The 19565-nt window shown below is 46.6% G+C and carries 22 protein-coding genes; 11 read left to right on the forward strand and 11 right to left on the reverse strand.

The annotated features are described in order from the left end of the window. Positions 1–311: 311 nt before the first annotated feature. The 9 genes from RJ60_RS13260 to RJ60_RS13300 all read left to right on the forward strand — a co-directional run bounded on the left by RJ60_RS13260 (position 312) and on the right by RJ60_RS13300 (position 7764). Positions 312–1004, forward strand: coding sequence for a hemolysin III family protein (locus tag RJ60_RS13260; RefSeq protein WP_103135104.1), 693 nt, complete (start codon positions 312–314; stop codon positions 1002–1004). A 323-nt stretch (positions 1005–1327) separates the two neighbouring features. After that, entirely contained in the window at positions 1328–1702 is a 375-nt protein-coding gene (locus RJ60_RS13265; RefSeq protein ID WP_006489399.1) for a DUF2089 domain-containing protein, read from the forward strand. A gap of 9 nt (positions 1703–1711) precedes the next feature. Then, entirely contained in the window at positions 1712–2074 is a 363-nt protein-coding gene (locus tag RJ60_RS13270) for a hypothetical protein (RefSeq protein WP_103135027.1), read from the forward strand. A 6-nt stretch (positions 2075–2080) separates the two neighbouring features. After that, entirely contained in the window at positions 2081–3151 is a 1071-nt protein-coding gene (locus tag RJ60_RS13275; RefSeq protein WP_103135028.1) for a DUF4097 family beta strand repeat-containing protein, read from the forward strand. 23 nt (positions 3152–3174) lie between these two features. Beyond that, positions 3175–4140 (forward strand): hypothetical protein, encoded by a 966-nt coding sequence (locus RJ60_RS13280; protein WP_103135029.1) that lies wholly within the window; start codon positions 3175–3177, stop codon positions 4138–4140. 227 nt (positions 4141–4367) lie between these two features. Then, entirely contained in the window at positions 4368–5633 is a 1266-nt protein-coding gene (locus tag RJ60_RS13285) for a nicotinate phosphoribosyltransferase (protein ID WP_180979968.1), read from the forward strand. 2 nt (positions 5634–5635) lie between these two features. After that, on the forward strand, positions 5636–6514 hold the full coding sequence (gene pdxS, locus RJ60_RS13290; protein WP_103135031.1) for a pyridoxal 5'-phosphate synthase lyase subunit PdxS: 879 nt from the start codon (positions 5636–5638) through the stop codon (positions 6512–6514). 3 nt (positions 6515–6517) lie between these two features. Beyond that, the gene (gene pdxT, locus RJ60_RS13295; protein ID WP_103135032.1) at positions 6518–7096 is read left to right on the forward strand and encodes a pyridoxal 5'-phosphate synthase glutaminase subunit PdxT; all 579 of its coding nucleotides are present in this window, start codon (positions 6518–6520) and stop codon (positions 7094–7096) included. An 11-nt stretch (positions 7097–7107) separates the two neighbouring features. Beyond that, entirely contained in the window at positions 7108–7764 is a 657-nt protein-coding gene (locus RJ60_RS13300) for a class II glutamine amidotransferase (RefSeq protein WP_258006336.1), read from the forward strand. A gap of 53 nt (positions 7765–7817) precedes the next feature. On the opposite strand, the gene RJ60_RS13305 is transcribed toward RJ60_RS13300, so the two are convergent. From RJ60_RS13305 to RJ60_RS16355, 9 genes are all read right to left on the reverse strand, one after another. After that, positions 7818–8729 (reverse strand): dihydrodipicolinate synthase family protein, encoded by a 912-nt coding sequence (locus RJ60_RS13305; RefSeq protein ID WP_103135033.1) that lies wholly within the window; start codon positions 8727–8729, stop codon positions 7818–7820. Then, positions 8723–9889, reverse strand: coding sequence for a pyridoxal phosphate-dependent aminotransferase (locus tag RJ60_RS13310; protein ID WP_103135034.1), 1167 nt, complete (start codon positions 9887–9889; stop codon positions 8723–8725). Before RJ60_RS13310 ends, RJ60_RS13305 begins: the two co-directional genes overlap by 7 nt. Next, positions 9886–10533 carry an amino acid ABC transporter permease gene (locus RJ60_RS13315; RefSeq protein ID WP_258006337.1) on the reverse strand — a complete coding sequence of 216 codons (648 nt, stop codon included), beginning with the start codon at positions 10531–10533 and terminating at the stop codon, positions 9886–9888. The genes RJ60_RS13310 and RJ60_RS13315 overlap by 4 nt, the downstream gene beginning before the upstream one ends. After that, complete coding sequence (locus RJ60_RS13320) at positions 10530–11222, reverse strand: amino acid ABC transporter permease (protein WP_103135036.1); 693 nt, start codon at positions 11220–11222, stop codon at positions 10530–10532. Before RJ60_RS13320 ends, RJ60_RS13315 begins: the two co-directional genes overlap by 4 nt. 8 nt (positions 11223–11230) lie before the next feature. Then, positions 11231–11962 carry an amino acid ABC transporter ATP-binding protein gene (locus RJ60_RS13325; protein ID WP_146028930.1) on the reverse strand — a complete coding sequence of 244 codons (732 nt, stop codon included), beginning with the start codon at positions 11960–11962 and terminating at the stop codon, positions 11231–11233. 76 nt (positions 11963–12038) lie between these two features. Beyond that, on the reverse strand, positions 12039–12824 hold the full coding sequence (locus RJ60_RS13330; protein WP_103135037.1) for an ABC transporter substrate-binding protein: 786 nt from the start codon (positions 12822–12824) through the stop codon (positions 12039–12041). A gap of 274 nt (positions 12825–13098) precedes the next feature. Next, entirely contained in the window at positions 13099–13851 is a 753-nt protein-coding gene (locus RJ60_RS13335) for an IclR family transcriptional regulator (protein ID WP_146028931.1), read from the reverse strand. A 271-nt stretch (positions 13852–14122) separates the two neighbouring features. Further along, positions 14123–14656, reverse strand: coding sequence for a hypothetical protein (locus RJ60_RS13340; protein WP_258006338.1), 534 nt, complete (start codon positions 14654–14656; stop codon positions 14123–14125). Next, positions 14647–14937, reverse strand: coding sequence for a hypothetical protein (locus RJ60_RS16355; RefSeq protein ID WP_258006339.1), 291 nt, complete (start codon positions 14935–14937; stop codon positions 14647–14649). Before RJ60_RS16355 ends, RJ60_RS13340 begins: the two co-directional genes overlap by 10 nt. Positions 14938–15055: 118 nt before the next feature. Between RJ60_RS16355 and RJ60_RS13345 the strand changes: the two genes are divergently transcribed. Together RJ60_RS13345 and RJ60_RS13350 are read left to right on the forward strand one after the other, a co-directional pair. Further along, entirely contained in the window at positions 15056–15823 is a 768-nt protein-coding gene (locus tag RJ60_RS13345; protein WP_103135039.1) for a nucleoside phosphorylase, read from the forward strand. Continuing rightward, positions 15808–16476 carry an N-acetyltransferase gene (locus tag RJ60_RS13350; protein WP_258006340.1) on the forward strand — a complete coding sequence of 223 codons (669 nt, stop codon included), beginning with the start codon at positions 15808–15810 and terminating at the stop codon, positions 16474–16476. The genes RJ60_RS13345 and RJ60_RS13350 overlap by 16 nt, the downstream gene beginning before the upstream one ends. 910 nt (positions 16477–17386) lie before the next feature. On the opposite strand, the gene RJ60_RS13355 is transcribed toward RJ60_RS13350, so the two are convergent. Together RJ60_RS13355 and RJ60_RS13360 are read right to left on the reverse strand one after the other, a co-directional pair. Continuing rightward, positions 17387–18226 carry a mechanosensitive ion channel family protein gene (locus RJ60_RS13355; RefSeq protein ID WP_103135041.1) on the reverse strand — a complete coding sequence of 280 codons (840 nt, stop codon included), beginning with the start codon at positions 18224–18226 and terminating at the stop codon, positions 17387–17389. Positions 18227–18373: 147 nt separating this feature from the next. Next, positions 18374–19333, reverse strand: coding sequence for a 4Fe-4S dicluster domain-containing protein (locus RJ60_RS13360; RefSeq protein WP_103135042.1), 960 nt, complete (start codon positions 19331–19333; stop codon positions 18374–18376). Positions 19334–19565 lie beyond the last annotated feature (232 nt).

Here is a 19565-nt window from a genome sequence, read left to right on the forward strand (position 1 = left end):
TCGATAACCTCAAAAGACTTCTTCAACTATGATGCGGCTCCCGGAAAATTAATAGGGCACAGCTCCGGAAGGCACGCTCCCCTCACCTTCCTGAAATATCCCTCGATTGATCTCATTGTTTCTATTATCTCAATTTCGCGCCTTCCTCTCTCATCTAAATGGCAGAGAGTTTCTCTTTACTGTTCTTTTCTCGAGTAGTTTCCATTTCGATGCACCGTTACAGAGTACTGATGCTGGATACTTCCTCTTTGTCGCGAAGTGCGGGATGGGCTATAATAGAAGATCAAATACTTTTCCAGAAAGGAAGCTTCGTGAGCACAATAGAAGGCCGAAAACTCGACCCCATGGTTACGAGCGAGAACTCAAATGAAGGATTCAATGCGATTAGTCATATAGTGGCAGCGGTTCTCGGACTTGCCGGGCTGGTGTTCTTGATAGTCTTCTCTGCTATTCAGGGTAAATGGTTACATCTTGTAAGCTTCGCGATATACGGGACAACCGTAGTCGTCTCAATGACCTTTAGCGGACTCCTTCACTTTTTCTTGTGGTTTAGAAAGTATTTCAAGGTCTTCGCTATCCTCGACCACACTGCGATATACTTTCTCATCGCCGGCACCTATACGCCTTTCTGTCTCGTTGTCGTCGGCGGTTGGGTTGGCTGGACGGTCTTCGTGATAATATGGAGTCTTGCCATCCTTAACGTCGTGCTGAAGTCGGTATTCTTTTCCACGATGCCCCTTTGGTTATCAATGGCGGGATACCTCTCAATGGGCTGGCTCTCGCTTGCGCTGGTTTACAGTGTGTATATAAAGTTGGGGCTTTCTGCCATCCTGTTGCTGCTTCTAGGCGGCGCCTTCTATACGGTTGGCGCAGTGATTTTCATAAGGGAGAAACCGAACCCATTCCCAGGGAAATTCGGAAACCATGAACTCTGGCATATTCTGGTCATGCTCGGTAATCTCACCTTTCTCATGATGATGTTTTTCTATGTACTTCCATACTAATTCATTTGGAACAGCAATAGTTCTTCGTAAGTAGTCGAAAATATGAGTGTCGATCAATGCCGAAGTCTTAGTTCCAGCGGGAATGAGGCTTTTTATTGGAAATTGAGGCTCATATGACTTTCACCATCCCTTCAGATAACGCTTACGAAAGTTAATAAACGAAACGGACTCAACTCTTATCTTGAATTAATTGAAGTCTAATACAATAAATTGAAGTGGATCTAAATATATTTAAGTTATAGTTTGACTTTTCGAGTCGGAAGTTGTATAATGAACTCAGTTGAAGGTGATATTTGTTCAACTTATGTTTTGGAGGTGGACCGATGAAATACTCAATTAGCAACTGTCCCGTCTGTGGAGGGAAGATGACGATCACTGAGTACAAGTGTGATAGTTGTGGCACAACGATTAGGGGAAGATTTGAGCTTGACGATATCATGAAGCTATCTGCCGAGCAGCTCGACTACCTGAAGACTTTCATCAAGAATAGAGGCAATCTATCCGAGGTTCAGAAGGAACTGGATATTTCCTATCCGACGGCTAGAAACAGACTCGAGGATATTGTTAGGGCAATGGGCTACCAGGTTGTCGACAAGGATAGGGAGGAGGCTTCAAGAATCCTTGAAAGACTTGAATCCGGAGAACTACAGCCAGATGAAGCCCTTGAGATGTTAAGAAAAGTCAGAAAAAAGAAGTAGGTGATCTAAGTGGATAGAGAAGAAGTCTTAAAGATCCTGAAGCTCGTTGCCGATGGAAAAGTTTCTCCCGAGCAAGGCAGGGACTTGCTAGAGGAGTTCTTTGAATCATATGAAGAAGTGAAGTCAGGAGGGAAATTCGCCATAGAGGTTGTGGACAACATAACGGGAAAGATTGAGGCCAACATAAAGCTTCCCGTAAGACTTGCGAAGTTTGTGGGGAATTTTGTGAAGGAGAAAGACGCGAATTTTAGAATCGGTGGAAGAGTGGTAGACTACAATCTCAAGGAAGTGCTTGAAGAGGTAATCAAGACTAGGGAGTCGGTTGAAATTGAAACCGAGGACAAGAGAGTAACGATAAAGGTAGAGGATTGAGGAGGTATGGTCGTGGAGAAAAAGTTTGAATTCGACAGCTCGGGTATTGAGATTTTGAAGACAACCTCGGCTAGCGCGGATCTTCAGATCGACCTTGTTGAAGAGGGAAATGTGATTGCGTACGTCGAAGTGGATTCGAAAGATTATGTTCCCGAAGCCGAGAGGTCAGGAAAGAAGCTTACGATAAGATTCCAGAAGGGTACTAACATCAATATTCCTTTTATAAAGAATCTCTTTGACGGCGGAGCGGATGTCGAGAATATAAGGCTTCTGGTGCCAAGAGGCATCCAGGAACTTGATGCAAACAACGTTTCCGGCGACATAAGTATTACTGATTTTGATCTTAGAGGCCTTAAGATAAACAACGTCAGCGGTGATGTCAAGATAGAGAACTGTTCGATGAACGAGTTCAATTTCAGCACAGTAAGCGGGGACTTGACTTTCGTCGCTTCGAACTACCGAAGGGGTAAATTTGGCTCAGTTTCTGGCGATCTGAATATAAAGGGGCTTCCTCCGATGGAAAGAGACACAAGTGTTTCTACGGTAAGCGGGGATGCAATTATCTCTTATTCCGATGAGCCAAGATTTGATGCCACTATCTCATCGGTAAGCGGTGATGTCTCCTCTGACGTAGGACTTGTTAAAGTAGACAAGAAGCATTACAGGTCGGGAAACGGAGAGCCACAGGAATACCTGAAAATGAGCAGCGTGTCGGGAGATCTCATTATAAATGCCAAGTACAGGGGAACGCCTGCCAAAGAAGTCAAGGTTGAGACGGCACCAAAGGCTTCGGAAGATCGAAGATCCGATCGAGCGACCGTGGAAGAGAATCTCCAGGATCAGGAGACCAAGAAGATACTTCTGCTTTTCAAAGAAGGGAAACTTACGAAAGAGTATGCTGTCGAGATGCTGGGAATACTTGGATACTCCGAAAAGGAGATTGAAGAGATGCTAGAAGTCGACGAGGAGCTTAAGAAGCTTAAAGACTCAGTAGATGTAGTAATGACAGAGGAAAATGCTGAAAGCGAAGAGTCTTCCGAAGAGCCAGAGGCACCTGAAAAACCGAAATCGACCTGACTAAAGGAAGAGGGTGATAAGAGATGAGATTTGGAGCACTATTTGCGATTTTCCTGGGAATACTGATCATTCTTTCGGTAACCCATATAATACCGAGCTTTGCCTTTACAATTGAAATCTTCTTTGCCATTATCTTCATCTATCATGGGCTTAAGGTGTTTAGAAGATTTAAGTCGGAACATATGGGTAGTTTGATATTCGGAGGAATTCTTGTTATTGACCTTCTGATAGGCTGGAATATTATCAAAGGGTTCAGAGGATGGGGCTTCTGGGAACTCATTGTAGCCATGATAGGATCTTACATAGTGGGATGGGGTGTTGTGACGCTTTTCAAGAAGAGTTTCAAGCTGGGAAAGGCGCCGAGCTCGACCAGACAGGTTCTAAATATGTCAAGACCCAAAGAATTCGACGAACTAGATATTGAACTGGAAGTTAACCTTACAAAGGTGCTGCTTATGGACAACACATCCAACGGAGTTGATGCAAACGTAAGTTTCGATAGAATGAGCTTTAACGGGGATCTGAAATACGATATGGATAAGGGAAAGGGCATTGTAAGGGCGAGGTGCAAAGCAAAATCCGGCGTTTCAAGTGTCTTGTCAAAGTCGAGAATGAACATCGAAGTCAATTCGGAGCCTGTTGTAAGGGTCGAGGCTACGCTTGATGGAGCCGATACAGTGCTTGACTTTTCGAACATCAATCTAGACAGGGCGACAATCAAGACATCGCTCTCCAGATTGTCTATAATCCCCTCCCAATTGAGAGACTCGATTGTGGATATAGATTGTGAAGTGACTTCTCTGAATATAAGGGCTCCCAAAGACGTTGCTTTAAGCATTCTTCACGAAGGTGAGTTGAACTGGAGCAATTTCAACAACCTTATGGAGAGAGAAAAGGGCTATGTCTCGACCAACATAGATAAGGCAGTAACGACCTGTCAGATCAATGTGAAATCAGATATGTCAAAGATATCGATAGACTGGATATAGAGCAGATAACGTCTTGGGAACCGGCCTTGTGGCCGGTTTCTTTTTGGGCTGGTCCAATTCATGAGAATAAGCAGCGGTCGTGAGCCGAAAGTGACTTATTATTATATAATCAGGTTACCGGATACTGTGTTCCGGCGATTTTTGCTCGCAAATACGGCGACAGTAGGGGGCATTCCGTGAACAAGTGCAGAATCGACCCGAGGGTCTTCAAGGTTCCGATAGATAAGATGCGATCAGGCTACTACTCGGACAAATACTTCACGAGACTTGTCGAAGTCCTCAAGAAAGCAGAGAAAAAGTCGAGGGTACTCTATCAGTTTTTCCCGAGGAGAGATTCGACAATAGTGGGAATTGACGAAGCCCTGGCCATTCTTCGCTTTGGAACCGGCTATTACTCTAATGAAGAAGAGGCGAAGAGGCTCTTCGAAGAGGTATTGGAGATTGAGAAGGCAGTCAACCACGCAGCCTGGGAGATGGATCGGCAGGCACTGGTGGAACTGACCGCTCGAAAATGGGATCTGAAGATGAAGCTGAATGATCTCTGGGTTGACAAATGGCCAGAACTCGAAGTTCGCGCCTTGTATGATGGTGATGAAGCAAAGGATATGGAACCTGTTATGACGATAGAAGGCGACCCCAGATATTTCTCGTATCTCGAAACCATATTGCTGGGTGTTATTGCGAGAGCCTCCTCAACTGCGACTGCCGTCAAGTCCGTCGTGAAGGCCGCCAGAGGAAAGGAGATTCTGTTCTTCAGTGCCAGATTCGATCACTTCTGGACTCAGGCAACGGACGGATACGCGGCGCTCAAGGCCGGGGCCTTCGGAGTCTCTACCGATGCGAATGCAGATTACTGGGGCGTTGAGAGCATGGGGACGATACCTCACGCGCTTATCGCAGTATATAAAGGCGATACGGCCGAGGCATCGATTGCATTCGATCGATATATAAAACCGACTGTCAATCGAATCGTTCTGGTTGATTGGGACAACGATGTTATAGGAACCACCGTGGACTGCGTTGCACGAACGTACAAAACCGAGACTGGGGAAGAATTTCTTCCGGGTCAGACGGATCCCTCTTGTGTTATAGGCCCGGGAAAAGGAAAGATTTGGGGTGTCAGGTTCGATACCTCGGGCAGTCTGAGAGACATGTCGGTTGTTCCGAAAGACTCATCTTCTCTAGGTGTCTGTCCGGAGCTTGTATGGAGGGCAAGAAAGGAATTCGACAGGCTAGGAATGAAGGATCTGAAGATCATTGTTTCGGGTGGCTTCACGGCAGAGAAGATAGACCTCTTCGAGAAGTTGAATGTCCCCGCAGACGTCTACGGGGTTGGCTCATCTCTGCTCAAGAACAAGGTGGACTTCACCGCAGACATCGTTGAAGTTGACGGAAGGCCGTGTGCCAAAGTTGGAAGGGGAAAGAGAGACTCTTCAAGACTAAGTGGATTAGATAGCAACTATTGGAACAACGATAAAGAAGAGAGGTGTTGAAAATGGAAGCAAAGGGAACCTGGACAGTGAAAAAAGGGTTCGCTGAAATGTTCAAGAACGGCGTCATCATGGACGTAACGAATCCCGAGCAGGCGAAGATAGCTCAGGAGGCTGGCGCCACAGCTGTTATGGCTCTTGAGAGAGTACCGGCAGATATAAGAAAAGAGGGCGGAGTAGCCCGAATGGCCAAGATTGGCCTTATCAAAGAGATCATGGATTCCGTTACGATCCCAGTCATGGCTAAGGTAAGGATCGGCCATATCGCCGAAGCGAAGATCCTTGAAGCCATCGGAGTTGACTTCATAGATGAATCTGAAGTCCTTACACCGGCTGATGACAGATATCACATAGACAAGCGGATATTCACCGTTCCCTTCGTCTGTGGAGCCAGAAATCTCGGCGAGGCGGTTAGGAGAATCGCAGAGGGAGCCGCGATGATTCGTACAAAAGGAGAGGCCGGTACAGGAAATATTATCGAAGCCGTCAAGCACATGAGAACGGTCAATGAAGAAGTCAGAAAGGTTCAGATGATGAATGATGCCGAGCTCGTCCACTACGGAAAGGAGATCGGCGCACCTGTCGAGATTCTGAGCCAGGTTAGGGAGCTCCGAAGACTTCCCGTTGTCAACTTCGCCGCGGGAGGAGTAGCCACGCCGGCCGATGCTGCGCTCATGATGATGCTCGGCTGCGATGGAGTCTTTGTCGGTTCGGGAATCTTCAAATCCAAAGACCCTGCAAGAATGGCTAAGGCAATAGTGGAAGCAGTTATGCACTATGATAACCCCGAAAAGCTAGCCGAAATCTCTGAAGATGTTGGGGATGCCATGGACGGTCTCGAGATCGGGACTCTCGAAGTCCGGATGGAAGAAAGAGGCTGGTAAGAGTTGAAAATAGGAGTTCTCGGAATTCAGGGTGCAATTCAGGAACATCTTTTGGCTCTGAATAGTGCGGGGGCGGAAGCTATTTGGGTGAAGGATTCAAAGGAGCTATCTTCCGTCAAAGCACTGGTTATGCCTGGTGGTGAATCTACCACGATGATCAGACTCCTGAAGAGATTTGAGATGTGGGAGCTTCTTGAGGAGAGGTTGAAGAGCGGAATGCCTGCTTTCGCTACTTGCGCGGGCATGATTCTCCTCTCGAAGGCTATCGAAAACGTCTCTAATCAGGACTCTTTAAGCGCTCTGGATATTAGTGTGAAAAGGAATGGATACGGAAGACAGATCAACAGTTTCGAGACCGATATCCAGATAGATGAGATCGGTACGGAACCGTTTAGAGCTGTGTTCATAAGGGCTCCGAAGATTGAATCGACAGGAAGAGAAGTGGCAGTTCTGGCAAGCTACGATGGTTCGCCGGTACTTGTTCGGCAGAACAGAGTGATAGCCGCTTCCTTTCATCCCGAACTGACAGATGATCTGAGAATTCACAAGTATTTTCTCGAGATAGCAGAGTCAGTCAAATAGAGGAATTAAAAATGTGCAGAATGCTGGCCTTCAAAGCAGTTGAAGATATCGACACAAGCTGGATATTTGCCCTTCTAAGCAGCATCTCCGAGAAGGGAATCTCAAGTCCTCACAGAGACGGCTGGGGTTATGCCGTGCGCGGCGAAGGAAGAGAGACATTCAATAGCTCGGGCGTGATCTTTGAGAGTGATGTGAAGATGCCGATTTGCAGAGTGGGCATAATCCACTCTAGAAAGGCATCCAAGGGATACACAGTCAATCTAGAGCATGTGCACCCCTTCTATGCAACCGTTAGGGGAAGGAATTACGCCTTCTGTCACAACGGTACGATTTATGATTTTGCAAGCGACGAAGGAACTACAGATACCCAGAGATACTTCGAAATACTCGTCGGTAATCTTGAGCGGTATGAGCCGAAGACAGCTCTAGAAATCACGTCGGGCTTCGTGGCTGCCAACTATAAGTACACATCCATTAACGCTTTTCTTACTGACTATGAGAAAGTATGGGCCATAAGACAGAATTCCGAGAGAGATGACACGGAACACGCCCTGTTCCTCTATGAGAGGGATGGAGTAAGAATAGTGGCAAGCGAACCCATAGAAAAGTTCGGAGCTTTGCAGGGGAGCTCCATAGAGATAAAGAACGGTGAATCTGTCATATTGTGATAAATGATTTAAGGCGCCTGGAGGATCTCCAGGCGCTTCTTTTGTTGAGAGAGCTAGAAATCAATGCCTATCTTATGCATAACAGCAACAAGATTATTGTCAAGTAATTCTATTTCCGCATCTGTGAGGTTTTTCAGAGGTGTCTTGACTCCTCCCATTTCTAGTCCTCTTCTTTCCAGAACATGTTTCATGTACGGGATATTTGCCCCATTTCCGAGGGCCATTGTAAGCCTTGTTAGCGACTTTTGATCCTCAAATGCCTTCCCAATATTACCTTCCCTAACTGCATCGCGGACCTTGACGAAGAACTCAGGGAAAACTGCTCCAGGTCCTGAAACGCAACCTTTAGCCCCGGCGATAAGGACGGATGCGAATGCGGCGTCGCAACCGACTACCGTGTTGAAAGTAGAAGGAAGAGTCTGAATTACACTCGTGGAATTCACGAAGTCACCACTGCTATCCTTAAGACCGACTATATTCTTGTGCTTTTCATGCAATCGCGCAATAACTTCGACGCTCACCGGGTTCTTAGTCAACGATGGTATGTTGTAGATGTAAAGTGGAAAATCATCGACAGCTTCTGCAATCTTATCGTAGAACCAGAATAGTTCCTCTTGTTTGTGATTAAAGAAGAAAGGCGAGACAACTGCGGCAGCATCTGCTCCAGAATTTCTTGAGTGTACCAAAAGTTCGATTATGTCTTCAAAGACCGCCGCTCCACAATGAGAGACAACGGTCATTCTTCCTTCATTTGCTTCAATGAATAACTCGAGAGTCTTCTTTCTTTCTTTAAGAGATAGAGAAGTTCCCTCGCCGGTCGTGCCCAGAACGAACATACCGTCAACGCCCTTATTGGAAAGAAAGTCTACATAAGCTTTTATTGCGCCGTAATCAACACAGGACCCCTCATCGTTCATAGGTGTGAGTGGAGCAACTCCGACCCCTTCAAGTAATCTTCTCACCATGATCTCCCTTCTGACAATCTTCTGGCCGCCTCTTTCATTACATCAAACTCTTGCACCAGGCCCAGTCTAACCTTCCTAGAACCGTTAGCACCATAAGCGGTTCCGGGAACAACAAGAATGCCGTACTCTCTGTAGAGCTTTTCCGTGAAGCTCCAGGGATCGGTCCCTTCAGGAGTGGAAATCCAAACGTACATAGCTCCTTGAGGTGCTGTGAAAGACAACCCGGAAGCTTCCAGACCTTCAAGAATCGCGTCTCGCCTATCCTGATAGATCTCTTTCAACTCACGATAGTAAGAGTCGGGAGTGGATTTCATTGCGGCTACAGCAGCCAACTGAATTGGATAAAAAACGTTTGAGTCTATCTTCGACTTATATAGCTTAACTGAATCAATGAGTCGCCTGTCGGCAACGATGGCTCCGACTCTCCAACCTGCCATGTTGTAAGTTTTTGAGAAGGCGAAGTACTCCAGCCCAAGTTCCAGATTCTGTTGTGCTTCGAAGTAACTGTTCACTTCCAGACCGTCAAAGGCGATTTCCGAGTAAGCGAGATCGCTCATCACAACAAAACCGTATTTGCACGAAAGCTCGGAGAGTCTCTCGTAATACTCTTTGCTCGCCACTCGGCCGGTGGGATTTGAGGGGTAATTGACGATTACCATTTTCGGCTTGTGCAACACTGCAAGACTCTCGATCTCGCCGAGAGTAGCCATTGGATCAACATCTCCATCGTAAGTGATAAGCTTTCCGCCGGTGAAAAGAACGGCTTCGAAATAGGTTGGATAACCGGGGTCGGGAACAAGGATCGAATCACCGGCATTTACCAGTGCATGCAATGCATTGAAAATCGCCTCTTTGATTCCCACCGTAACGAGCACGTTCTCTTCGGGCTTGACAGTTACTCCGAAGCGTTTCTTGTACCAGTCTGCAACACCTTCCAATAGTTCAGGAGCACCATGCTGCGGCGGGTAAGTGTGGTAGGCCGGGTTTGACAGGTTCTCCTTCATTACCTCCACTATCCATTTTGGGGTGGACCTGTTCGGGGCACCTATTGAAAGGTTGATCATTTTCTGCTTGGGTGGTTCTTTCTTCAGGCCATTGATAAATGCGAACGCATCGGGCCTGAAAAACTCAAGCTTGGAGCACTCGAGCTGGAATTTCATCTGTCAATCCCTCCCTCTAGTTTTTTTGATACTACAATAAGCGGATAGCACACAAGTATGAAGAACACAGACACAATACTGAATGCCGTAAAAGGACTTAGAGTCAACTGCATTATCTGTCTGGAGGTTCTTACGATCTCAACCATTCCAACTAGCGAGATTATTGAAGTATCTTTAATTGTCATTACTATTTGGCCCACAATTGATGGCATTGTTGCCTTTATGATCTGAGGCAAAACTACATGCATCAGTTTTTGAAAGTAGTTCATTCCAAGAGCTTCGGCCGCTTCAAACTGCCCTTTATCTAGAGACAGAAGACCGCTTCTGAAAACCTCTGAAAGATATGCCGTTGCCGTAACTGAAAGAACGACTATTCCCGTTTGAAACGCGCCCAATTCAATTCCAACGTACGGCAGCGCAAAGTAGATAGCATAGACGATTATCAAGAAGGGCGATCCCCTGATTATCTCTACAACAATGGCCAGAAGTTGCGAGATAACAGGAATTCGATGAAAACGAATTAAGGCGATCACAATTCCCAGCACTATACCGATACCCAGAACGAATGGAAGGAAAGCCAGGTTATTGAGGAAGGCAACTCCGAGTCTGAATATTTGCTGCAATAAAGATATGTCTTGCATCATACCACCTTCTTAAAACCGAACCATCGCTTCGCATCCGATTGTCCCGACTTCTGATTTCTGCTTATAATACCGCTTAAAAGAGCAAGAATCAGATATATTCCAAAATACATAAGCATCGGTACACCGAATGATTCGAATGGCATATATGTTCTCGCGGCAATCTTTCGAGCAGTATAAGTAAGCTCGGGGATAACTAGAACTGCCGCAAGACTTGTGTCTTTTATCAAATACGAGAATTGGCTGATCAGTGGAGGCAGAATACTTCTAAAAACTTGCGGCAAGATTACCTTTCGCATCGTCTGGAACCACGACAAACCGAGAGCCTTTGAGGCTTCTGTCTGTCCTTTGTCAATTGAGTTGAGACCGCCACGTACTATCTCAGATATATAGGCGCCGCTGTTCAGAGAAAACGCAACTATGGCGCTCTGAAAGGAAGTTAACATCAGACCGGTAATTGGAAGGCCATAGTGGACGAAGTACAACTGCACAAGCAGAGGCGTCGACCTGATAAATCCAGTGTATATTCCTACGGGAATAATGGCGAACTTCGATTTCATTGTTGATAGTATTCCTACCACTGTTCCTATTAGAAGTGAAAAGACACCGCTCAGGGCCGCTACCTTTAATGTTTCCAATAAGGCCTCAAAAAAGTCAGGGAGATACTGTGAGATCATTCTCATGTCAAGCATGATATCACCTAAAGTATCTTACTCAGGAATTCCTTGGTTCTGTCACTCCTGGGGTTGTTGAAGAACTCATCCTTAGGGGTGAGCTCGACTATCTTCCCGTCATCCAGGAAACCGATTTTGTTGGCAACCTGACGCGCAAAACCCATCTCATGGCTGACAATGATCATCGTCATTCCTCCGCGTGCCAGGTTAGTCATGACATCCAGTACTTCGTTGATCATCTCTGGATCCAGTGCTGACGTTGGTTCATCAAAAAGCATTAGTTTAGGATCCATTGCCAAAGCTCGCGCTATCGCAACTCTCTGCTTTTGCCCTCCTGAAAGCTGAGGAGGAAAGGCATCGTACTTAGCAGATAATCCGACTTGATCAAGTAGTTTCCTGGCTTTTTCGAGAGCTTCATCCTTGGGCACCTTCTTTACGAGTATGGGTGCCAGGGCAACATTGTCTACTACTGAAATGTGAGGGAATAGGTTGAAATGCTGAAAAACCATTCCAGTGTTCTTTCTAACAAAACTCAAATTGGCTCTCGCCTGCTTAATGTCTTTTCCGAGAACTTCGATTGATCCCTCATGAAAGTTTTCAAGCATGTTTATGCAGCGAAGAAGGGTGCTTTTCCCAGCTCCGCTCGGTCCGCAAAGAACCAGTACATCGCTTTCGAATACATCTAGCTCGATGTCTTTTAGAACGTGCAGTTTTCCGAAGGATTTGTTGAGACCCCGGATTCGAACAATTGGTTCCATTAGAATTCCCCTTTCGACTCCTAAAATGAGATGGGGGCTAGCCCCCATCTCGTCTTGAATTAACTACTCTCCAGGCTTAGTCAATAATGAAAGAAGGTTCCCAGGCTTTGCCTACGTACTTCTCGTAGATCTTTCCGTACTCGCCAGTCAGCTTCTCCCACTTGAGGAACCAGTTGAACCATTCAACCAGTGAGTCGGAATCCTTGTCCTGCCTGAAAGCGAGTCCGTAAGTGTCGGGTCTCACATACCCATCAAGGATCTTCAGATCTGGGTTCTTGTTAACTAACTCAATACAGATCATTTCGTCGTCCATAACCGAGTCGATTCTACCCAACTTGATATCAGTCATCCATTCGGCAAGATTGTCGTATAGAGACGCCTTTTTGCCCCATTCGTCTTCAATGAAGTCTGCGTGAACAGAACCCATTGTCGCACCCATTTTGACTGAAGGATCGGCCAGATCTCTCCAGCTCTCCAGAGGAGAGTCTTTTCTAGCGATCGCGACAATTCCTGTCAGGAAGAATGGATCGGAGAATCTTATCGACTTCATCCTTGTTAGAGTCATGGACATGTTTGCTGCTATCATATCTACTTTTCCTGAGAGCAATGACGGAATAAGACTTTCCCATGCCACGTCTTGCCAGACCAGTTCAACACCCATTTCTCTTGCAGCAAGTTCCATCAACTCAACGGTAAACCCAGTCGGCTTCCCTGATGCGTCCCTATACTGCATCGGAACTGCAGTCATATCCGTTGCAACAACGAGTTTCCCGTTTCTAACAACATTCTCCAGTGTGGTAGCCGCGAGACCAAATGAAACAAACATACAAGCAACAACCAGTAAAACAACCAGTTTTTTCATCTCAATTCCCCTTTCACATTTTAGTTTGCGCCACGATTATCCACGCAATCGGAAATTTTCCTATGTGTTCATTATTGTGGAACTAGTTTCAACAATGTGGTAACTACAACTACTCTACCAAATGAGTAGCATAATCTCCAACACCATTCACGGATGTTGGACAGATTCCAGAGATGATTATGCGTGTTGAACGAAGATTCTCTCTCTTGCAGGTGAATATTCAGGCTAAGAGGGCTATTTCGATAAGGGCACTAGTTGGATTTCTGCATAATTATTATGTTGCGAAGTCTATGAATAGTTTGTTCAGTTTCCCTATTGTTTTCAAGAATGGTTCTTTGTATCTCTCAATTGCTTCGTCTGTCATTCTGTTGGCAGGGCCTGCAATGCTAACAGCATATCTTGCAACTTTGTGATTATCAAGTATTGGGGCGGCGATACACTTAATGCTTTCTTCCTGTTCTATTCTGTCGTACGCATATCCGTGCTCTCTTATCCATTGTATTTCCTTCCTGAGCTGTTCCTTATCTGTTATGGTGTTCTTCGTTCTTCTCGCAAGAGTCACTCTCTCGAGATATCCGTCTATGTAAGAATCCGGCTGAAATGCGAGCAGGGCCTTCCCCACGCCTGTACAATACATAGATGCAGTAACTCCTACGGTCGAATGGGGGCGCAGAGCGTGCGTTGGGTGCAGACATTCGAGATAAATTACTTGATCTCTGAACAGAGATGTGAGATGAATCGTCTCATTTATTTCGTTCCTTAGTTCCTCAAGGTAAGGCAAAGCCACTTCTCTGAATTCGAGGTTCCTCCGCATGAGACCACTCAGTTGAAGGATCCTGTTTCCGAGCATGTAGAAGCTCTTGTCTTTTGTAAGGTAGTCAAGTTCAGTCATTGCAGACAAAATATGATGCACAGTTGCTTTGGGATAACCTAGCTTGGCCACTATGTCGGTAAGCCTCCATCTGCTTTGCTCAAAGAACAGCTCGAATATCTCGTCCACTTTTCTGAATGCTTTGAAGTGTTCCATAATGTTGACTCCGATCAATGATGTTGATAATAGAATATCAGAAAATGCTTTTGATAGCAAATCTTCGATCTCCGGGGAGCAAAGGAATTCATAGGCTTCGCGGCCGCGATGACTTTCACGGCAGGGTAAGCGATAGACAGAAACGGAAAGTGATATGCATCCTGGTAAAGCCCGATAATTGACTATTGGAGGTGCTGTACTTTAGCAAGAATCGGCCGAGGAATCACTTGACGGCCTCAGTGTGGCCGTCAAGGAAATCATGAAGACAGTGTTATTTCAGCAGAAAGCCTATGCTAAAGTTTATGGTAGCCAGTTTGTTGTCTGTGAAACCATCGGGGCTACTCGCGTTTTCGGAGGTGCCTTTCGCAGTTCCACCTATGAAACGGATGTTGAAATAGGTCTCGAGATAATCTGTGAGAAGCAGCCCTGCCCACAATGAAGCGTCAAGGACCGATCCTTCGAAGTCGAAATCCGCTCCGTTAATGAACCTGCTGGATGCGTAGAACCCGTCGATATCTGTTGCGAAGTAAGTCTTTTCGCCAAGCCAGAGTTCGCCTTTAATTTTGCTAATCGGTACTGGACCGACGTTCTTGTTCGCGATGAATTGAGGTCCGTTCAGTGATTCGAAGTAGATGTCGGCATTTCTCAACTGAAGAGACAGATCGAGAGCCAGATAGCTGTTGCCCTTCCTCAAAACGTCATAGGTGTAACTCACCCTGTAGGAGGGAAAAGCGTAATTGAGAAGAACACCGCTTCCTGCAGGAAAGGTGACACCGTCAACAACGAGGTCGTTCTTCAGCTGCACTTTCGTTTGAACGGTAAGTGGCTGATATAGACAGTGTGCCTCCCGATACCCAGTCCGGCGGTATATCTCTCATATGGGAAGAGAACATCCTGTCCCTCGTCTTTGACATAGTCGAGAACAGTTCCCGTTTGCCCGAACTGAATCGTGTGAAAGAGGACTCCTGAGAACCCGATCTCATAATCGAGCTCAAGCCTATACCTGTTGTGGGGATCGTTCAAGAGACCTGCTGTGGAAATTACCGCAAGAAGAAGGACTGCAACCATTACCGTTCTTGTTTTCACGATTTCACCTTTATTCATACTTATTATAATTATAAAGCGTGTGGTTACATAAGCGTCAGGTCTGTAGAAGACTCAAGATTTCTTCTACACTGTTAAAATTGTGGCAAAGGGGGAAGCTATGGAGAAGAGTTTGCCTTTTCTGACACATGATTATGAAAGACCGGCCGTCATAGAACCGACGAAGGTCATCTCCTCGATACCTGAGATGCCCGAAAGAGCTGTGATTCTCTTCTATCAGGGCGTGATAGAGAGTCTCTTGAAGAAGGGTCTTCTGAAGAAGATCGTTGACAGGAGAAGTGAGGTAGGATTGTTCCCCGTCTACGAGATCGAACACAGAGGAGAAAGAGTTGCCCTGTTGAATCCAGGACTTGGAGCACCATCCGCTGCGGGCTTCTATGAAGAGCTGATAGCCCTGGGAGTAAGAAAGACAGTAGCCTGCGGTTCCTGCGGAGTGTTGAAGAGAGAAATTCCGAGAGGTGAGATCATCGTAGTGGAATCGGCAGTCAGGGATGAGGGGACCTCATTCCATTACGTGGAGCCCTCAAGAGAGATTTCAGTCGATAAGAGTGTGATCGAGATGATCGAATCTACATTGAGAAGGCTGTCTATACCTTATGTAAAGGGAAAGACCTGGACAACCGATGCCTTCTACAGGGAGACTAAGCGCATAGTCAGCAGAAGAATTGACGAAGGGTGCATAACAGTCGAGATGGAGGCTTCGGCCCTCATGGCCGTCTCTAAGTTCAGAAATGTGGTCTTTGGCCAGCTCCTTTCGTCCGGAGACGATGTGAGCGGTGAAGAGTGGGACAGACGATTCCATCCCGAAGCTTCGAATCACAAAGAGCGTGTATTCTGGGCAGCTCTCGAGTGTTGCCTGAGATTATAACTCCGTCGGTAGTATATTCCTTCGCTTCACAGAGTGGAAAGTTCAGAGTGGGTGATGGTATGGTCGAACCGATTAAGGTTTCCTCGAAAAAACACGGAAGGGCAATAGAGCTACTTGCCGAAGCATTTGCTAATGACCCGATGATCAAATACGTATTAAGTGATAAAGCAAGAAAGTACGTAAATAGGATCTATGGAGTAATGTTCAAGACTTATCTGGAGAAAGGATCCGCGTACTTTGATTCATCCGAGATGAACGGAATAATTCTCTGGATTGACTCTAAAGAAGATCCGGGCCTTGGCGTCTGGATAAGGAGCGGAGCCTTGAAGATGCTGACATTTCCTGGAAGATCACTAAATCGCCTTATGAAGGTCGGTAGGGCGATTTCGAGGGTTCACAAGGAATGCATAAAGGAACATCACCTTCACCTGATTTTCATTGCTGTTTCGCCAGCTTCTCAGGGGAAAGGTATCGGCAAACAACTTCTTAGCCTTCTTGCGCATGAAGCAGACTCAAAAGGTCTTCCCTGTTATCTTGAAACGCAGAATCCTTCAAACTTAGGATTCTATGAATCCTTTGGGTTCTACGTTGCGAAGGAAATCGAAATCTCGCCCGAACTCAGATCGTGGAGTATGGTCAGACCAATTTCGTGAAGAGCGGCAGCGATCCGCTGAACGCTGGGAAGAGCCACTGCCCGGAGAAGCTCTGGTAAGCAAGGCGTCGAAGAACATCGGCCGACGCAATGCACTGAGGAGCATCAGTGGACGCAAGGCTGCCCTCGGCAGGAGGCGAGGCCGACTACGTCGGGAAGTGAGGCTCGCTGGCGCGAGGAAGTGATGCTGGGGAAATCATCCCAGGAAGTGATGCTGGCGCTTGAGCGCCAGGAAGAAAGGAAGAGTCGGTGGCTGATTTTTTTATCTGTGAGCTGATTCGAAATCATGCACTTCTTGTAGGGGCGAACGGCTGTTCGCCCTAGCAGAAAGCTTTGTCAGAGACGAAAGCTTAGCTCCAGGAGCAAAGAGCCGCCCTCGGATGACAGTCTTCAGTGAGTGCTCTTACGGGACTACAGCCTTTCTTCCCGTCATTCTGGCATGGTTCTGGCCAGAATCTCGATCCTTACCGTGTTTTGAAGACCAGATCCCGTGCAGGTGCATCACGGGATGACCAGGTAAGTGGATTTAAGGGAAGGTTCTACGGGGATAACAGTCTTTTCTTGCTTTTCGTCATTCTGACGAAGGTCCTGGTCAGAATCTCGATCCACGCGAAAACGCGAACAGTTGCAAGTTATAAGAGCAAATGCTAAGAAAAAGGTTCTCGGGTTTGATTTCAACGAAGACGGCTCTAAACAGCGTTCAGCGGCCTTTCTGGACCGTTGACGGGCAACGTTGTCTTCGTCAGCGTTCAGCGGTTCCTAGCCCGCGAAATCTGACTGGCTTTCAGATCGCTTCCTGCCGAAGGCAGCCCTGCGTCCGCCGATGCATTCCGGCGCCTTGCGTCTTACTCCGCTCTTTCCTACCCCAACCTGCTACCCCCGACCACGTTTCTGCCCTCTGATCCCTTCGGTCAGCTTTCCTTCCCGGCCAATCTTATGCCTTCTTTGGGGCTGTCGACAATATGCAGGTCCAACTGGCTGAACGGTATCTCTATTCCGTTTTCATCGAATTTCGATTTTATGATCTTCGCGAGTTCTGTGCTTGAAGCAATGAAGTCCGGCCTCTCCACCCAGAATCTCACGACGAAGTCGATCGAAGACGCGCCATACCCGGTGAACTGGATCATGGGTTTGTGATTGTCGTCTACATATAGCTTTTCATAAGAGTTGACAGAATCCTCGAGTATCTTCATCACTTTGTTCAGATCGCTCGAATACGAAACGCCTACCGTGAGATCGTTTCTTCTTATATTTTCGGGCCAGAAGTGAATTATCGTTGCGGCCCAGACGTTTCTGCTCGGTATGGTTACGAGCTTGCCGTCCCAGGTTTTGATCAGTACGTGATTCAGTTTTATCTCCTGAATCGCGCCTGAGGTTCCGCCAATGTCCACGGCTTCCCCTTCGTAAACCAACTTGTTGATCATTATAAGAATTCCACAGATGAAATTGTCTAGAGGCTCTTTGACTGCGAGACCTACAATAATACCTGATACTCCGAGTCCGGCAAGCATAGGAGCCAGATTCTTGAAGAGAACCGAGATGATTATGAAGGCTGCCAGCGCATAGAACGCCAGATTGAAAAGCGTTCTCATGGTCTTACGATACTGAGTGGAGACAACGGTTGTCTTCTCCGCGAATTTCATGAATGTTTTGTAGAAGAGACCTGCCAGCCATTTTGCCAGCAGCAGGATTACAACGCTAATCCCTATTCTGATGGCCCACTCGATAATTGTACTGAGTACTTCATTCATGGTAACCCCTCCTATAGTCTCATGTAGTTATTCTTACATACGATCCTTCAAAAACCCAAATTCGATGAAAACGGAAACCTTTCTACCTCCTAAGCAGTTTGGAGAAAGCAGCCGAGGATCTCAGAATCGGAGCGTTTTGCCTTTTGATTACATGGACTGTGAAAAGCCGATCCCTTTCGAGAAGGGGCAGACCCTAATGCAAATACCGCAATCGGTTCCATTCGTCCTCCAATAAGAGTAACAGAGCTCGTGACTAATTCTCCATCTCCTGGTTCCGTTTACGATCTCCTTTCCATTGACGGGTATTGCAGAAGCCGGGCACTTTTTTGAGCAAATACCGCAGCTGCCGCAGAAGCTCTCTAGATCAACATCGATTGATTGGTCGCACTTCAAAGGCATATCCGTAGTTACCAGTCCGAGTTTTATTCTTGGGCCGAACCTGTCAGAGATGAGAAGGCCGTGTCTTCCGAAAACGCCAAGTCCTGAAGCTTCCGCCACCAGAGGGAGAATTGCGAGATAATTTCCGTCCATATGATTTCTAGCCGAGTATCCAAGACTTCGAATGAAATAGGAGATGCTTAGTCCGATCGTGGCTGCCTTCAGATACGTTCTGGAGCTTTCGACCATTGCGGTCATCGCCGGTGCGCTGTCAATCATATCCTTCTTTATTTCAATCGCGAATGCTATTCCAAAGGGAAGTAGATCGGTTATTTTCTTTCCGTAGTGTTCTCGATGCCTGCCTCTGTGGCTATAATAAAACTCCGGTTTCATTTCTGCCACACCTACTAGATCTGCACCAAAATCGTGGGCGACCCTTTTGACTAGATCGGTGAAGCTTGACGAGTCGGATCGAAATCTGTTATTTGATGGCATACCTTCGCATAGAGGTCGAAGATCTTCTATCAGGGAGAAATTCGAACGAACTTCCGAAGCTTCAAACGGCTCGTAAGACGGACTAGAGAAGTCGCACAGATCCGGTCTTCCTCGAAGATCGTCATCAACCTCTTTCAACTCAGGATGCATGGAGTAGTAGTCACGGTACTCGGGAGATCCTGCTTCGTAGTTCATCCTGGCAAACATCGTGTCACGCTCATCGTATCTAGTCATTCTATTCACCACCGGCCTGCACTGATCATACAATTATACTAGCAGCGGCCTTTGCTCCTATGCCATCGACGGGATTTAAGATAGGCGCTACACAGAGCCGGCTTCAAGCAACTTCAGTTCCGATCACAGACTCTTTCCTTCATTTGTTTTGATTTGCCCGATGCTATACTTGTGAGGTATCCAGAGATTCAGTGACTCCAGAGGATCTATAGCAGTGAGCAGTTTTTCAGCC

The sequence above is a fragment of the Mesotoga sp. B105.6.4 genome, from assembly GCF_002896535.1.
Classification (GTDB): Bacteria; Thermotogota; Thermotogae; order Petrotogales; family Kosmotogaceae; genus Mesotoga.

Bases quoted from the DNA above. Each gene is read 5' to 3' on its own strand.
- RJ60_RS13320 (WP_103135036.1), bottom strand. From the start codon at position 11,222: ATGCTTGACATGAGAATGATCTCACAGTATCTCCCTGACTTTTTTGAG.
- RJ60_RS13355 (WP_103135041.1), bottom strand. From the start codon at position 18,226: ATGAATGAAGTACTCAGTACAATTATCGAGTGGGCCATCAGAATAGGG.
- RJ60_RS13275 (WP_103135028.1), top strand. From the start codon at position 2,081: ATGGTCGTGGAGAAAAAGTTTGAATTCGACAGCTCGGGTATTGAGATT.
- RJ60_RS13325 (WP_146028930.1), bottom strand. From the start codon at position 11,962: ATGGAACCAATTGTTCGAATCCGGGGTCTCAACAAATCCTTCGGAAAA.
- RJ60_RS13305 (WP_103135033.1), bottom strand. From the start codon at position 8,729: ATGGTGAGAAGATTACTTGAAGGGGTCGGAGTTGCTCCACTCACACCT.
- RJ60_RS13335 (WP_146028931.1), bottom strand. From the start codon at position 13,851: ATGGAACACTTCAAAGCATTCAGAAAAGTGGACGAGATATTCGAGCTG.
- RJ60_RS13315 (WP_258006337.1), bottom strand. From the start codon at position 10,533: ATGATGCAAGACATATCTTTATTGCAGCAAATATTCAGACTCGGAGTT.
- RJ60_RS13280 (WP_103135029.1), top strand. From the start codon at position 3,175: ATGAGATTTGGAGCACTATTTGCGATTTTCCTGGGAATACTGATCATT.
- RJ60_RS13300 (WP_258006336.1), top strand. From the start codon at position 7,108: ATGTGCAGAATGCTGGCCTTCAAAGCAGTTGAAGATATCGACACAAGC.
- RJ60_RS13330 (WP_103135037.1), bottom strand. From the start codon at position 12,824: ATGAAAAAACTGGTTGTTTTACTGGTTGTTGCTTGTATGTTTGTTTCA.
- pdxS (WP_103135031.1), top strand. From the start codon at position 5,636: ATGGAAGCAAAGGGAACCTGGACAGTGAAAAAAGGGTTCGCTGAAATG.
- RJ60_RS13310 (WP_103135034.1), bottom strand. From the start codon at position 9,889: ATGAAATTCCAGCTCGAGTGCTCCAAGCTTGAGTTTTTCAGGCCCGAT.
- RJ60_RS13345 (WP_103135039.1), top strand. From the start codon at position 15,056: ATGGAGAAGAGTTTGCCTTTTCTGACACATGATTATGAAAGACCGGCC.
- RJ60_RS13265 (WP_006489399.1), top strand. From the start codon at position 1,328: ATGAAATACTCAATTAGCAACTGTCCCGTCTGTGGAGGGAAGATGACG.
- RJ60_RS13360 (WP_103135042.1), bottom strand. From the start codon at position 19,333: ATGACTAGATACGATGAGCGTGACACGATGTTTGCCAGGATGAACTAC.
- RJ60_RS13285 (WP_180979968.1), top strand. From the start codon at position 4,368: ATGCGATCAGGCTACTACTCGGACAAATACTTCACGAGACTTGTCGAA.